Genomic DNA, 13,362 nt, shown 5'->3' on the forward strand with positions numbered 1-13,362 from the left:
ACGTTGTATCTGGGCAAGCTGGTGAAGGGGCCAAGGAACAGAGCTACACGAAGCCGGCGAACATTGGGAATCGTCTCAATCTGCCGCCGTACATAGTGAATAGATACTGCACATCCTCCGGAAAGGGCGCAACAAGATGACGCAACCCACTGTAAAGCTGCACCGCCTGAGCTTGTCAGCTACTAAGCTCCAGGCGCTCCCTCCAGACGAGTTGTATGTGTTTGCGCTGGCAGGGCATGTCTTCAACGAACTCATGCTGCTGCAGAAGATGGTCATAACGTCAACTCCGCCTCCTGGTGCACATCCATTTGTTCAGGACGCGGGTGTTGCCAGGGCTGTTTTCTCACTCCGTCTACTGGTCGGGAAAACCCATGAGGCGATAAAGGCGCTATCGAAACAATCGGTCGACGTTGTCCTGCGGGACCGGTTTCTCACGCGGGTAATCGGCCTAGACGCGAGGTGGCAGGCTGCGCGGGAGAAGCATGACACGATGCCCTGGCTGGTGAAGATAAGGAATCAGCGCGCCTTTCATTACATGAACAAGGAGCAGTGGTTGCCCCACATCACCCCTGAACTCATTGAGGGTGCGTACGTCATAGTTGGGACCACATATGGCAACACCCTTTTCCAGTGGCAAGAGTTCGCTGCTGGGCTACCCATGTTGAAGCTGGTCGACGAGGATGACCCACTTGAAGGGGGCTTGGGGGAAATGCTCGACACCATGGGGGGCCTGCTAAGTGACCTTGGCTCCTGCCTTGCCGAGGCACTGCAGGTGTACATGCACGAAGTGCTAACCGATGAAGGCGCATTGGCGGATGCCGAGCACGTACCGGCTGACTCAATATCGGCCGTGACGGCGCCGTACTTTCACCTCGCGGATTGAAGTCGAGCCACACGCCAAGACCGCGTCCGTCTCTTATACGGCCATACAAGTGCGCTGCAGTAACTGCTACCCAGCGACTGATGCGGCTAAAAATGGCATGACAGACCTGCTGAGTGCGGATTTTCTTCAGCCTTTCGCTGGAGCTGAGTTTAGGAAAGTTGCCTACAGATTGCCTACAAGCAACCGAAAATAAGAAAGCCCACTATCTTTTGGATAGCGGGCTTTCTAGTCTTTACGTGGTGCCGGAGAGATGAATCGAACACCCGACCTTCTCATTACGAATGAGCTGCTCTACCGACTGAGCTACACCGGCTAAGCCTCAAATTATAGCGGGGCGTGGTAGCTGGTCACCCGGTCGACTTCGTTTTTCGAGCCGAGGATCACGCTCACCCGTTCGTGCAGGCTGCCGGGCTTGATGTCCAGGATGCGCTGGCGGCCGTTGGTCGCCGCGCCACCGGCCTGCTCGATCAGCCAGCTCATGGGATTGGCCTCGTACATCAGGCGCAGCTTGCCGGCTTTCTTGGGTTCGCGGGCATCCCAGGGGTACATGAAGACGCCGCCGCGCGTGAGGATGCGGTGCACGTCGGCCACCATGCTGGCGATCCATCGCATGTTGAAGTCCTTGCCGCGCGGGCCATCCCTGCCGGCCAGGCATTCGTCGATGTAGCGTTTTACCGGTTCGTCCCAGTGGCGCATGTTGCTCATGTTGATGGCAAATTCCTGGGTGTCTTCCGGGATCCGGATGTTCTCCTGCGTGAGGACGAAAGAGCCTTGCTCGCGATCCAGGGTGAACATGGCCACGCCGTCGCCCACGGTGAGCACGAGCGTGGTCTGCGGACCGTAGACGCAGTAGCCCGCTGCCACTTGCTGGCGGCCCGGCTGCAAAAAGTCGCCCTCGTCCACGCCGCGATCGTCTTCGGGCATCTTGAGTACGCTGAAGATGGTGCCAATGCTCACGTTCACATCGATGTTCGAAGAGCCATCCAGCGGGTCGAACAGCAGCAGGTATTCGCCCTTGGGATAGCGATTCGGGACCACGTAGATGGCGTCCATTTCTTCCGAGGCCATGGCTGCGAGGTGACCGCCCCATTCGTTGGCCTCGATCAACACTTCATTGGCGATGATGTCGAGCTTCTTTTGAATTTCGCCTTGCACATTTTCACTGTGGGCCGTGCCCAGCACGCCGCCAAGCGCGCCTTTGTTGACCGCCTGGCTGATGCTTTTGCAGGCGCGCGCCACCACTTCAAGCAGCAAGCGAAGCTGGGAAGGAATATGGCCATCAACGCGTTGTTGTTCGACCAGGTAGCGGGTGAGGGAGATTTTTTTGCTCATGTGAAATCCGTCAAAGACAAGAACAGGTCGTCGCGCGGGACCGCCCCCGCCAGGGGGCAACCCGCGAAGCGGCGCAGCGTGGGGAGCTCATTCCGCGAGCGCTCGGGTCACCACCTCGCGCACATCGTTGCTCAGGCCAGGCTTGCCCGACACGCGCACGATGGCTTCGCGGGCCGCACTGCGGTAGGGCTCGGCCAGGTGCTTCCAGCGATCCAGCGCACGCGCCAGCCGCGCGGCTACCTGGGCGTTGAAGCCGTCGAGTTCCATCACCCGCTCGCTCCAGAAGACATAGCCCGACGCGTCGCGTCGGTGGAAAGCGCCCGGGTTGGCGTTGCAATAGCTGAAGATCACGCTGCGTGCCCGATTGGGATTGCGCAAGTTGAAGTCTGGATGATTCATCAGCTGGCGCACGGCAGGCAGGATCTGACCACCGCGATCGGGGGCACCCGCTTGCAGGGCAAACCATTTGTCCAGCACCAGCGCTTCGTGGCGGAACATGGTGTGAAAGCGCGAGAGTGCCTCCTGTGCCAGGGGCAGGCCGCTCACGACCAGCGCAGACAGGGCATTGAACCGGTCGGTCATGTTGGACGCATCCTTGAAACATTGCAGCGCCTTGCCCGGCCAGAGCGGATCAGCGTTCTCGCGAGCGGCCAGGCACAGCATGGTGAGTGCCATGCCGCTGAGCGCGCGGCGCCCGATGCTCAAGGGATCGGGGCGGTAGGCGCCGTTGTCCCGATGCGCCTCGAATGCTTGCGCCCAGTCGTCGTGCAGATCGTGGGCGAGTTGTTCGCGCATGGCCTCTCGCACCGCGTGCACGCGCTGTGGATCCACTTCGTCGAGCTGCTCAGCAATATAGGTTTCACTGGGCAGTGTGAGGGTGAGCTCCTTGAAGGCGGCATCGAGCTGCGGGTGGCGCAACACCGTGCGCATGGCTTCCACATAAGCTGAGTCCAGGGGTTGCTTCGGCACCGCGCCTTCCGCACGGATGGCCGACAAGGCTCGCTGCAGCGCCAGGCGCTGACCAGCTTCCCAGCGGTTGAAGGGATCGGTGTCGTGCGCTAGCAGGGTGAGCCAATGGGCATCGGACTGCTCCAGCTCCAGCACCACCGGCGCAGAAAAGCCGCGCAGCAGCGAGGGCACGGGCTCGGCGTCGAGGTTGACGAACTCGACTGTGGTGCTGGCTTCGCTGAGCACCAGCAGCCGGGTGCCGGGTTGCGGGCTGGATTCATGTGCCAGCTGGGTCGGCAATTCGCGGCCTGTGGTGTCCAGAAGACCCAGTGCCACCGGGATCACCGCGGGTGCCTTGTCTGGCTGGCCTGGTGTTGGCGCGCAGCGCTGGCTCAGCGTGAGGCGGTAGCTGCGTGAAGCCGCGTCGTACACGCCGTGGGCCTGCAGCCGCGGTGTGCCGGCCTGGCTGTACCAGCGCTTGAACTGGGGCAGCAGGCGGTTCAGCTCGCTGTCGGGGTTGGCATCGGCCATGGCCTGGGCGAAGTCGTCACAGGTGACAGCCTGGCCGTCGTGGCGTGCGAAGTACTCCTTCATGCCAGCGGCGAAGCCAGCGCGCCCCACCAGGGTCTGCATCATGCGCACGACCTCAGCGCCTTTTTCGTACACCGTGACGGTGTAGAAGTTGTTGATCTCGACATAGCTGTCGGGCCGCACCGGGTGCGACATCGGGCCTGCGTCTTCCGGGAACTGCGCTGTGCGCAGCACGCGGACATCTTCGATACGCTTGACTGCGCGCGCCGAAGGTTCGGCGCACAGGTCCATGCTGAACTCCTGATCGCGGAACACGGTCAGGCCTTCTTTCAGGCTGAGCTGGAACCAGTCGCGGCAGGTGACGCGGTTGCCGGTCCAGTTGTGAAAGTACTCATGGCCCACGACCGACTCGATGTTGGCAAAGTCGGTGTCGGTGCCAGTGGCGCTGTTGGCCAGCACGTACTTGGTGTTGAAGATGTTGAGGCCCTTGTTCTCCATTGCGCCCATGTTGAAGTCGGCGGTGGCCACGATCATGAAGCGCTCCAGGTCAAGCGGCAGTCCGAAGCGAGCCTCGTCCCACACCACGCTGGCGATCAGCGAGTTCACGGCGTGCTCGGTCTTGTCCATGTCGCCGGGGCGCACATACACCTGCAAGAGGTGGTGACTGCCGGATCGCGAGACGATGCGCTGCTCACGCGCCACCAGCAGCCCAGCCACCAGCGCGAACAGGTAGCAGGGTTTTTTGTGGGGGTCGACCCACTTGGCGAAGTGGCGACCGTCGGGAAGCGCACCTTCGTCCACCAGGTTGCCGTTGGACAGCAGCACCGGGTACTTCGCCTTGTCAGCGCGCAGCGTCACGCTGTAGCTGGCCATCACATCGGGTCGGTCCAGAAAGTAGGTGATGCGGCGGAAGCCTTCGGCCTCGCACTGGGTGAAGAAGGTGCCCTGGCTCACGTAAAGGCCCATGAGCTGGGTGTTCTTTTCGGGCGCGCAAGTGGTGAAGACTTCGAGGTCGAAGGGCTCGGTGCCCTCTGGCAAGCTCTCCAGCACCAGGGTGGAGCCGTCCATCTTGAATGAACAACCCGCACCGTTGACGAGCACACGGGCCAGGTTCAGTTCGTCGCCGTCGAGCCTAAGGGCCTGAGCGGCCACCTCGGGGTTGCGGCGCAGGCGCATGCGATTGAGCACACGGGTCTTGGCCGGATCGAGATCGAACGTGAGGTCCACGGAGTCGATCCAGTAGGCGGGGGCGGTGTAGTCTTCGCGGCGCACCACGGTGCTGGGGCCTTCACGCAGGGAACTCATGTCATGTCCTCATTAGCCTTGTGGCCGCCGGATTGTCCCCGGCGGCAGTGTGTTCAGACCCCTTGCTTGAGGGAGGCCTCGATGAACGGATCAAGATCACCGTCCAGCACCTTCTGGGTGGCAGAAATCTCGACGTTGGTGCGCAGGTCTTTGATGCGGCTGTTGTCCAGCACGTAGCTGCGGATCTGGTGGCCCCAGCCGACATCGGTCTTGGTGTCTTCCAGCTTCTGCTGCTCTTCCTGCTGTTTGCGCAGCTCATGGTCGTAGAGCTTGGAGCGCAACCGCTTCCAGGCCACGTCGCGGTTGCTGTGCTGGCTGCGGCCGTCCTGGCACTGCACGACGATGCCGGTGGGGATGTGTGTCAGGCGCACCGCCGAATCGGTCTTGTTGATGTGCTGACCACCCGCACCGCTGGCGCGGTAGGTATCGGTGCGCACATCGGCGGGGTTGATCTCGATCTCGATCGAGTCGTCGATCTCGGGATACACAAACACCGAGGCAAACGAGGTGTGTCGTCCGCCCGAGGAGTCGAAAGGGCTCTTGCGCACCAGGCGGTGCACACCCGTTTCGGTGCGCAGCAGGCCGAACGCGTAGTCGCCCTCGATCTTGATCGTGGCGCCTTTGATGCCTGCGGTGTCTCCGGCGGACTCGTCTTCGATCGTCGTCTTGAAGCCTTTGCGCTCGGCGTAGCGCAGGTACTGGCGCAGCAGCATGCTGGCCCAGTCGCAGGCTTCCGTGCCACCGGCGCCGGCCTGGATGTCCAGAAAGCAGTTGAGCGGATCTGCCGGGTTGTTGAACATGCGGCGGAACTCGAGCTTCTCGACCTCGGTCGCCAGCTTGCGCGCCTCGCCTTCGATGGTCGCCAGGCCAGCGTCATCGCCATCGGCCTCGGACATCTCGAACAGCTCGGTGTTGTCGCTCAGCTCGTTGGTCAGGCGGTCCAGCACGAGCACCACGTCTTCTAGCGATTTCTTCTCGCGCCCCAGCTCTTGCGCTCGCTTGGGGTTGTCCCACACCGTGGGCTCTTCCAGGGCGGCTTCAACTTCCTTCAGTTTCGATGCTTTGGCATCGTAGTCAAAGATACCTCCGGAGCTCGACCACCCGAGTGCTCAGGTCGTCGAGTTGGGTGCGGATGGTGTTGATGCGTTCTGCTTCCATGGGGTGCCTCTTTGGGAATCGGGAAAGGGAGCGGCGCGATGGCCTCGGTGAACAAGGCGGGCCGACGAAACCCTGCATTTTCTCACGACAGCCCTCAGGGCACATCGCGGCACCCGCACCCAGGTTGCCCGACGGCTCTCAGTATCGCCAGGTGGCCCCAAACATCAAGGCAGCGGTGCCAAGCACTTGCACCTCAAGCGCCAAGCGCGGATTCAGGCGGTAGCCCATCGCGGGAATGACCACCGGCGAGAAGCCACCCACGTTCAGCGGCACCTTGTTCTTGAAGCGACCCACGTAGCCGTACATGATGCCGGCGCTGACGGATGCGTAGACCTTGGGCATCGACTCGATCGGCCTTGGCCAGTACCAGCCGGTGTAGGCGTAGGCCGAGGGTTGCCCAAACGAATTGCTGAACAGGCTGAATCCACAAAAGCGCTCTTTGGGCAGGATGCGGCTCACGCTGACCGCGATCACCTGTCTGTGGTCCTCCGACGGCGTCCAGTGGTGCGTGTGGGGCGAGAAAAAGACCTCGTACGGGTGCTGTTCAATCGATTCGCCTGCGGGCTGGTCCCAGCCTGGGCACACGGTCCAGTCAATGGCCCAGGCAGTGGGCGCAAGGCCCCACAGCAATGCGCCCAGCGCCAGGCCGGTAAATGGCTTTTTCAACAATCCCATGACAATGCTGCTTCGAAGCAGGTAAGAAGACGGTGGCCAGGATTGTGGCATTGATACAAAAGCAAACGTTTATCTCCCTCGTCCGTCAGGTGACAACTGCTCACTTGGCTCGACTGTGGCTCCTCTTTCGCCTGGCCAGTCGAACAGGGCTGGTCCTGTGCCTGTCGATGGCACTCGGCGCCTGCGCTTCTCTTGATGCCTGGCAGCGCGAAAAGCTGTACCGGCCGTCGCGATTCGCCGACCCCTCGCAATGGCAGCAATTGCTGGCCCAGCGGCCTGAGCTGGAAGCGATCATGCTGCCGGCAGGCGATCCAGGCGAGCAGGTGCAGGTGCTGGTCTGGCCAGCCGTTGCTGGGCAGACCAGCCCGGTGCGGGTGCTGTATCTGCACGGCACGTACCGGCATGCCTGGCAGAACCTGGCCAAGGCGGCGCCGATGCAGCAAGCGGGCATGGATGTCTACCTGCTGGACTACCGGGGCTGGGGTGCTTCATCGCCCCGCTTGCCGGATGAGGCCAGCATTCATGCGGATGCCTGGACTGCTTGGCAGGCTTTGCAGCCAGCCCCCGGCACGCCGGCGGTGCGCTGGGTGGTGTATGGCCATTCCATGGGCTCGGGTGTTGCGGTGAAGCTGGCCGAACGCCTCGCGGGCTCTCGCGCCACCTGCGCGCTGGTCCTGGAGAGCGCGTTGACCAGTTTCCCCGATGTGGCGCAGGCCGCGGCGGGCTGGTTGGGGCAGCTGCTGGCCCGCACGGGCAAGGACCGTATGGCCTCCATCGACCGCATCGCTGCGGTGGACCCGCCGGTTTGGTTTTTCCACGGCAGCCAGGACGACACGGTGCCAATGGCGCTGGGGCGACGCTTGTACGAACAAGCGCCTGAGCCCAAACACTGGTTTGACTGGCCGCTGGGCCACAGCAATCTGCAGACCGATCCCACGGGGACCTATGCCAAGGTGTGGCGCGACATCGAGGCCTTGTGCCGGCAAAGCCTGCCGCGCTGACAACCTCGGCAATCTCCGGTCTTGCAGGCGCTGACGCTCAGTCTGGCTGACTCAGAAATGCGTCAATCAGGCGCGCGAGTTCATCGGGCTGGTCGTGGTGCATCATGTGGCCAGCGTCCTGCACCACGGCTTGCTGGATGCGAGGCACGGAGAGCAGTCGTTCCTGGTATTGCGCCAGGTTGTACTGCCCTTTCCACCATTGGCCGAGGCTGTCGTCGCTGGCAGTGACGCTGAGCACCGGTGCGCTGATGCGCTGGTAAGTGGCCAGCGCTTCGTCCAGGTGGTAGAGGTGGGCGCTGATGATCTTGTGGGCGGGCTCGCCCAGAATGACCCAGCGATTCTGCGCGTCGGGCGCTGCCCAGTGCTGAGCCAGCCAGTGCGCCTTGTCGGCTTGCAGCCTGGGGTTGGTTTTCATGAGTCGGCGCGCCACGCCCTCGGCGCTGTCGTAGGTCTTGAGGTCGACTTCGCCGCGCTGCAAGGCTTTGATCTGGTCAATCCATTTCGCATAGCGCTCGGGGGCTTGCGAAGGCCGGGTGGCTGGCAGGCCAAAGCCTTCCAGATTCACGAGGCGGCGAATGCGCTCTGGACGCACGCCGCCGTACATCATGGCCACATTGCCACCCATGCTGTGCCCGACGAGGTCGACCGACTGGTCGCCGGCCACCTGGTCCAGCAGGCAGTCCAGATCGGCCAGGTAGTCGGGAAACCAGTAGCTGTCGGGCGCGGGGGCGGCATGGCGCGTCAGGCCAAAGCCGCGCCAGTCGGGCGCGATGATGTGGCGCGAATCGCCCAGCGCATCCACCATGAACTGCCAGGACGCGGACACGTCCATCCAGCCGTGCACCAGCACCAGCGGTGGTTGACCGGCCACGCGTTCGCCCCACTCGCGCACGTGGTAGTCGAGCTGGCGTATCGGGAGAAACGTGCTGCGAGAGGAACGCCTGGCTTGGTACATTCGATTCATCATAAGGAATGAAACGGAGACCGGGCATGCGTCAGAGTCAAGGCAGCGACAGTGCGGCGTCACGCCGTTCCCCTGGGCGGCAAGTGCGCCGCTCACCACCGGATGCCCACGCCGCTTTGCACCAGCAGTTCCGCTGGAGCGTGCCAGAGCATTTCAACATGGCGCAGGTCTGCGCGCAGCGCTGGGCGCACGACCCCGCTACCGCCAGCAACCCTGCGGTGATCGCATGTGCGCCCGGTGAGGAGGACCGCGTTCACAGCTACGCGGAGCTTCAGGAGCATGCCAACCGGCTGTCCAACGCCTTGCAGGCACTCGGAGTGCAGCGTGGCGACCGGGTGGCGATTGTCATGCCCCAGCGCTTTGAAACCGCGGTGGCCTACATGGCCGTGCTGCAGATCGGCGCCGTCGGTATGCCGCTGTCGCAGCTGTTTGGGCCGGAGGCGCTCGAATACCGGCTGCACGACAGCGAGGCGGTGGTGGCCTTGTGCGATGGCAGCACGCTGGACGCGGTGCAGGCCATCAGCGCGACCTGCCCGCTGCTGCACACGGTGATTGGCATCGGTGCAAAGGCGCGCGAAGCGAGTGCACTGGACTGGGCCGCAGTGCTGGCGCAGGAGCCGAAAGATTTTCAGCCCGTCAACACCTTGGCCGAAGAGCCTGCGGTGCTGATCTACACCAGCGGCACCACCGGCAACCCCAAGGGTGCGCTCATTCCCCATCGCGCCCTGATCGGCAACCTGAGCGGATTCGTGTGCAGCCAGAACTGGTTTGGATTTGACCCCGACGATGCGAGCGCGGCCTCACAGGCTGTGTTCTGGTCGCCTGCCGACTGGGCCTGGACCGGCGGCTTGATGGACGCGCTTCTGCCCACCTTGTATTTCGGCCGGCCCATCGTGGCCTACAACGGCCGCTTCAGCCCCCAGGCAGCACTGGAGCTCATGCAGCGCCATCGGGTGACCCACACCTTTCTTTTTCCCACCGCGCTCAAGGCGATGATGAAGGCTTATCCCGAGCCGCGCGCCGAGTTCGATCTGTGCCTGCAGGCGATCATGAGCGCGGGCGAGGCGGTGGGCGACGCGGTGTTCGCGTACGGTGAGAAGCAGCTTGGCGTGACGGTGAACGAGATGTTTGGTCAGACCGAGATCAACTACATCGTGGGCAACTGCACGCGCCTGTACCCCGCCAGACCCGGCAGCATGGGCAAGGCCTATCCGGGCCACCGGGTCGCGGTGATCGATGACGTCGGCCACGAGTGTCCCGTGGGCGTGCCCGGGGATGTGGCTGTGCACCGGCTGGACGTGCATGGAGAACCAGATCCGATTTTCTTTCTGGGGTATTGGAAAAACGAGGCCTCGACGAGGGCGAAGTTCACCGGCGAGCCGCGCGACAGCTGGTGCCGCACCGGCGATTTGGCGGTGCGCGATGCCGACGGCTACCTTTGGTACCAGGGGCGTTCCGACGATGTCTTCAAGGCAGCGGGCTACCGCATTGGACCCAGCGAGATCGAGAACTGCCTGGTCAAACACCCCGCTGTTGCCAACGCGGCCGTGGTGCCCAAGCCCGATGCCGAGCGAGGCGCTGTGGTCAAGGCCTATGTGGTGGTGGCGCAAGAGTACCTGGCGGCGCGACCCGAGCAGTCGCTGCTGGACACCGCGTTTGCGCAGGCCCTGGTGGCCGAACTGCAGGCCCACGTCAAGGGGAAGCTTGCGCCTTACGAATACCCGAAGGCCATTGAGTTCGTCGACGCCCTGCCCATGACCACCACGGGCAAGGTACAGCGTCGCGTGTTGAGGTTGCAGGAACTGGATCGTTTCCAGAAAGCTGAACAGGGACGGGCTTGAGCTTGCGTCCCATGGCAGCGGATGAGGAGGCGAGGCGCGCCGTCTCTGCAGCCTTTCGGGCAACACGGTACAAGCCCTTTGCGGCGCCAGCGCACCGGTCTATGACGGCCTGCGGCGCTGGAAAGATTCGTCGGGCCATCCGGCCCGACTGCCTTTTGCACCTTGCAGTCCATCGCGACATCGGGCGCCCGCATCTGCAGGGACTTTCCAAGCGTCGCCTCAGCGCTGTGCGGTTGTCGCAGGTTCGGCGACGAAGATCTCGACCCGGCGGTTCATGGCGCGCCCCTCCGCAGTGCTGTTGTCGGCCACCGGCTCGCGCGAGCCTCGGCCTTCCGTGGTGAAGCGGGTCACCCCCACACCGCGGGCGATCAGGTAATCGCGTGCGCTGTTGGCGCGATCCACCGACAGCGGGTTGTTGATGGCGTCGCTGCCGCTGCTGTCCGTGTGGCCAATGATGGTGATCTGGGTACCCGGGTTGCTATTGAGCGTGGTGGCGAATTGATTGAGCACGCCTGCAAAATTGGACTTGACGGCCGAGCGACCCACGTCAAACGAGATGTCGCTCGGGATGTCGAGCTTGAGCCGGTTGTCGGCGGTCTGGGTCACTCCCACGCCAGTGCCTGCGGTGGCCCGCTCCATGGCGGCCTTCTGCTCCTGCATCTTCTGCGACCAGATATAGCCTCCCAAGGCGCCGGCGCCGGCGCCCAGCACCGCGCCGGTACCTGCGCGCTTGGAGCCACCGGTGGCCACGCCGAGCAAAGCGCCCACACCAGCGCCGATGGCAGCGCCTTTGGCGGTGTCTTGCTGAGTTTCGGTCATGTTAGCGCAGCCCGTCAGCGTGAGGGCTGCGGCCATGGCGGAGACGGTCAGGGTGGTGGTGAATCGGGTTTTCATAGGAGACTCCTCTAAGAGATGTTGTGAGGGAAACATGCAGCGCCTGGCGCTTTGCACACCCTATTGGGACACGAACGCGACGCCAGGGTTCCTCATTGAAGCCTAAACTTGTCTTATCGCGCGCACCTGTCCCGATCCATCCCCCGCTTTTACAAAGACTTGCATGAAAACCATTGCTCTTGGCGCCTCGGCGCTTCGTGTCACCCCGATTTGCCTGGGCACCATGACGTTCGGTGAACAGGTGGATGAATCCCTGGCGCACCAGATCCTCGACCACTCGCTGGCACGGGGCGTGAACTTCCTCGATACCGCCGAGATGTACGCCGTGCCAGCGCGCGCCGAGACCTGCGGCGCCACCGAAACCATCCTCGGCAACTGGTTCAAGAAGCATCCGGGGGTGCGCGAGAAGCTTGTGCTGGCGACCAAGGTCGCGGGCCCATCGCGCGGCATGCCATGGATCCGCGGAGAAAACTCTGGACTCACCGAGGCCGAGATCGTCAACGCCTGCGAGGCCAGTCTGCGGCGGCTGCAAACCGACGTGATCGATCTCTATCAGATTCACTGGCCAGCGCGCAACGTGCCGGCCTTTGGCCAGCTCAGTTTTGACCCGAGCAAAGACAAGCCTTGCGCCTCGGTGCACGAGCAGCTTGAAGCCATGCAGAAGCTGGTGAAGGCGGGCAAAGTTCGCGCCGTCGGCCTGTCCAACGAATCTTCCTATGGCGTGCACGAGTTCGTGCGGCTGGCCGAGCAGCATGGCTTGCCGCGGGTGGACACGATCCAGAATCCGTATTGCCTGATCAACCGCAGCTATGAAAACGGGCTTGATGAAACCTGCCACCGTTTGAACGTGGGGCTGCTGGCGTATTCGCCGCTCGGCTTTGGTCTGTTGACCGGCAAGTACGACAGCACCGGCCTGGTCGGCACGCACGGCCGCATGGCGCTGTTTGACAGCATGAAGGCGCAACGCTGGGGTCGGCCCGAGTCGTTGGCTGCGGCCAAGCGCTACAACGAGCTGGCACGCGCTCATGGGCTCACGCCGTCGCAGCTGGCACTGGCCTTCTGCTACCGCAACCCCAAGGTGGCCAGCACCATCATCGGTGTGACTTCGCTGGCGCAGCTGGACGAATGCCTGGACGCCTGGGATGTGCAGCTCTCGCCCGAGCTGTTGAAAGCGGTCGATGCGATCCGGTGGGAGATGCGCGACCCCGCCCAATGAAACAGGGTTATGCCTCAGGCACTGGGTCCGTCGAGCGACAGCGCGTGACTCGCTCCGCCAGCCACCCCCCAGCGCTGAAAGTGCGCCAGAGCTTGGAGAAGCCTTGAAACGGCGGCGGGAGGAGTCCCATGTATCGGAGACGCCGGCCACTGCCTGGCTCAAGGCGCAGGGAGTCGTGTTCACTGAGCACCCCTACGACTACCTGGAACGCGGTGGCGCGCAGCACAGCGCGCAGGTCCTTGGGCTGGACCCGTATGCGGTGATCAAGACATTGGTGATGCAGGACGAGTCAGCAAGACCGCTGGTGGTCCTGATGCATGGCAACCGCAGCGTGTCGACCAAGAACCTGGCGCGCCAGACGGCTGCCAAATCCATCGAACCCTGCAAGCCCGAGGTGGCGAACCGGCACAGCGGCTACCTGGTCGGTGGCACTTCGCCATTTGGTCTCAGGCGAGAAATGCCGATCTGGGTGGAATCGTCGGTGCTGGCGTTGCCGCGCATCTGGATCAACGGCGGGCGCCGCGGCTTTCTGGTGGGGCTTGATCCGGCCTTGCTGAGTGGTGCCCTGGGTGCGCGGCCAGTGCAGTGCGCGCTGGCAGAATAGGGCGGTGCGT

11 protein-coding genes and 1 tRNA gene are annotated in these 13,362 nt (G+C 63.3%); 5 read left to right on the forward strand and 7 right to left on the reverse strand.

Annotated features, from left to right (window positions below):
* Nucleotides 1-136: 136 nt before the first annotated feature.
* Nucleotides 137-883, forward strand: coding sequence for a hypothetical protein (locus tag QUV25_RS10545; RefSeq protein WP_300863686.1), 747 nt, complete (start codon nucleotides 137-139; stop codon nucleotides 881-883).
* Nucleotides 884-1,120: 237 nt separating this feature from the next.
* Here QUV25_RS10545 and QUV25_RS10550 read toward each other — a convergent pair.
* From QUV25_RS10550 to QUV25_RS10570, 5 genes are all read right to left on the reverse strand, one after another.
* A tRNA-Thr gene (locus QUV25_RS10550) sits at nucleotides 1,121-1,196 on the reverse strand.
* 11 nt (nucleotides 1,197-1,207) lie between these two features.
* Nucleotides 1,208-2,215, reverse strand: coding sequence for a class 1 fructose-bisphosphatase (locus QUV25_RS10555; protein ID WP_300863687.1), 1,008 nt, complete (start codon nucleotides 2,213-2,215; stop codon nucleotides 1,208-1,210).
* Between the two features lie 87 nt (nucleotides 2,216-2,302).
* Complete coding sequence (pepN, locus tag QUV25_RS10560) at nucleotides 2,303-4,999, reverse strand: aminopeptidase N (RefSeq protein ID WP_300863688.1); 2,697 nt, start codon at nucleotides 4,997-4,999, stop codon at nucleotides 2,303-2,305.
* 53 nt (nucleotides 5,000-5,052) lie between these two features.
* A protein-coding gene (gene prfB, locus QUV25_RS10565; protein ID WP_300863690.1) for a peptide chain release factor 2 occupies nucleotides 5,053-6,157 on the reverse strand; the annotation gives its coding sequence in 2 pieces (ribosomal slippage) (nucleotides 5,053-6,075 and nucleotides 6,077-6,157; 1,104 coding nt in all).
* A 138-nt stretch (nucleotides 6,158-6,295) separates the two neighbouring features.
* The gene (locus QUV25_RS10570) at nucleotides 6,296-6,832 is read right to left on the reverse strand and encodes a hypothetical protein (RefSeq protein WP_300863692.1); all 537 of its coding nucleotides are present in this window, start codon (nucleotides 6,830-6,832) and stop codon (nucleotides 6,296-6,298) included.
* A gap of 104 nt (nucleotides 6,833-6,936) precedes the next feature.
* Here QUV25_RS10570 and QUV25_RS10575 point away from each other — a divergent pair, with 104 nt between their 5' ends.
* Entirely contained in the window at nucleotides 6,937-7,833 is an 897-nt protein-coding gene (locus QUV25_RS10575) for an alpha/beta fold hydrolase (protein WP_300863693.1), read from the forward strand.
* Between the two features lie 37 nt (nucleotides 7,834-7,870).
* Here the strand turns inward: QUV25_RS10575 and QUV25_RS10580 are convergent, their stop codons facing one another.
* Entirely contained in the window at nucleotides 7,871-8,788 is a 918-nt protein-coding gene (locus QUV25_RS10580; RefSeq protein WP_300863694.1) for an alpha/beta hydrolase, read from the reverse strand.
* A 35-nt stretch (nucleotides 8,789-8,823) separates the two neighbouring features.
* On the opposite strand from QUV25_RS10580, the gene QUV25_RS10585 reads away from it, so the two are divergent.
* Entirely contained in the window at nucleotides 8,824-10,638 is a 1,815-nt protein-coding gene (locus tag QUV25_RS10585; RefSeq protein ID WP_366945655.1) for an AMP-binding protein, read from the forward strand.
* Between the two features lie 219 nt (nucleotides 10,639-10,857).
* Here QUV25_RS10585 and QUV25_RS10590 read toward each other — a convergent pair whose 3' ends face one another.
* On the reverse strand, nucleotides 10,858-11,532 hold the full coding sequence (locus QUV25_RS10590) for an OmpA family protein (protein WP_300863696.1): 675 nt from the start codon (nucleotides 11,530-11,532) through the stop codon (nucleotides 10,858-10,860).
* Nucleotides 11,533-11,695: 163 nt separating this feature from the next.
* Between QUV25_RS10590 and QUV25_RS10595 the strand changes: the two genes are divergently transcribed.
* Nucleotides 11,696-12,748 carry an aldo/keto reductase gene (locus QUV25_RS10595; protein ID WP_300863697.1) on the forward strand — a complete coding sequence of 351 codons (1,053 nt, stop codon included), beginning with the start codon at nucleotides 11,696-11,698 and terminating at the stop codon, nucleotides 12,746-12,748.
* Nucleotides 12,749-12,851: 103 nt separating this feature from the next.
* Entirely contained in the window at nucleotides 12,852-13,352 is a 501-nt protein-coding gene (locus QUV25_RS10600; RefSeq protein WP_300863698.1) for an aminoacyl-tRNA deacylase, read from the forward strand.
* The last annotated feature ends 10 nt before the right edge of the window (nucleotides 13,353-13,362 follow it).

This window comes from Hydrogenophaga sp. (assembly GCF_030373245.1).
Taxonomy (GTDB): domain Bacteria; phylum Pseudomonadota; class Gammaproteobacteria; order Burkholderiales; family Burkholderiaceae_C; genus Hydrogenophaga.

Excerpts from the sequence above, each read along its gene's own strand:
- QUV25_RS10590 (WP_300863696.1), bottom strand. The coding sequence starts at position 11,532 with ATGAAAACCCGATTCACCACCACCCTGACCGTCTCCGCCATGGCCGCA.
- QUV25_RS10545 (WP_300863686.1), top strand. The coding sequence starts at position 137 with ATGACGCAACCCACTGTAAAGCTGCACCGCCTGAGCTTGTCAGCTACT.
- QUV25_RS10585 (WP_366945655.1), top strand. The coding sequence starts at position 8,824 with ATGCGTCAGAGTCAAGGCAGCGACAGTGCGGCGTCACGCCGTTCCCCT.
- QUV25_RS10570 (WP_300863692.1), bottom strand. The coding sequence starts at position 6,832 with ATGGGATTGTTGAAAAAGCCATTTACCGGCCTGGCGCTGGGCGCATTG.
- pepN (WP_300863688.1), bottom strand. The coding sequence starts at position 4,999 with ATGAGTTCCCTGCGTGAAGGCCCCAGCACCGTGGTGCGCCGCGAAGAC.
- QUV25_RS10555 (WP_300863687.1), bottom strand. The coding sequence starts at position 2,215 with ATGAGCAAAAAAATCTCCCTCACCCGCTACCTGGTCGAACAACAACGC.
- QUV25_RS10580 (WP_300863694.1), bottom strand. The coding sequence starts at position 8,788 with ATGTACCAAGCCAGGCGTTCCTCTCGCAGCACGTTTCTCCCGATACGC.
- QUV25_RS10595 (WP_300863697.1), top strand. The coding sequence starts at position 11,696 with ATGAAAACCATTGCTCTTGGCGCCTCGGCGCTTCGTGTCACCCCGATT.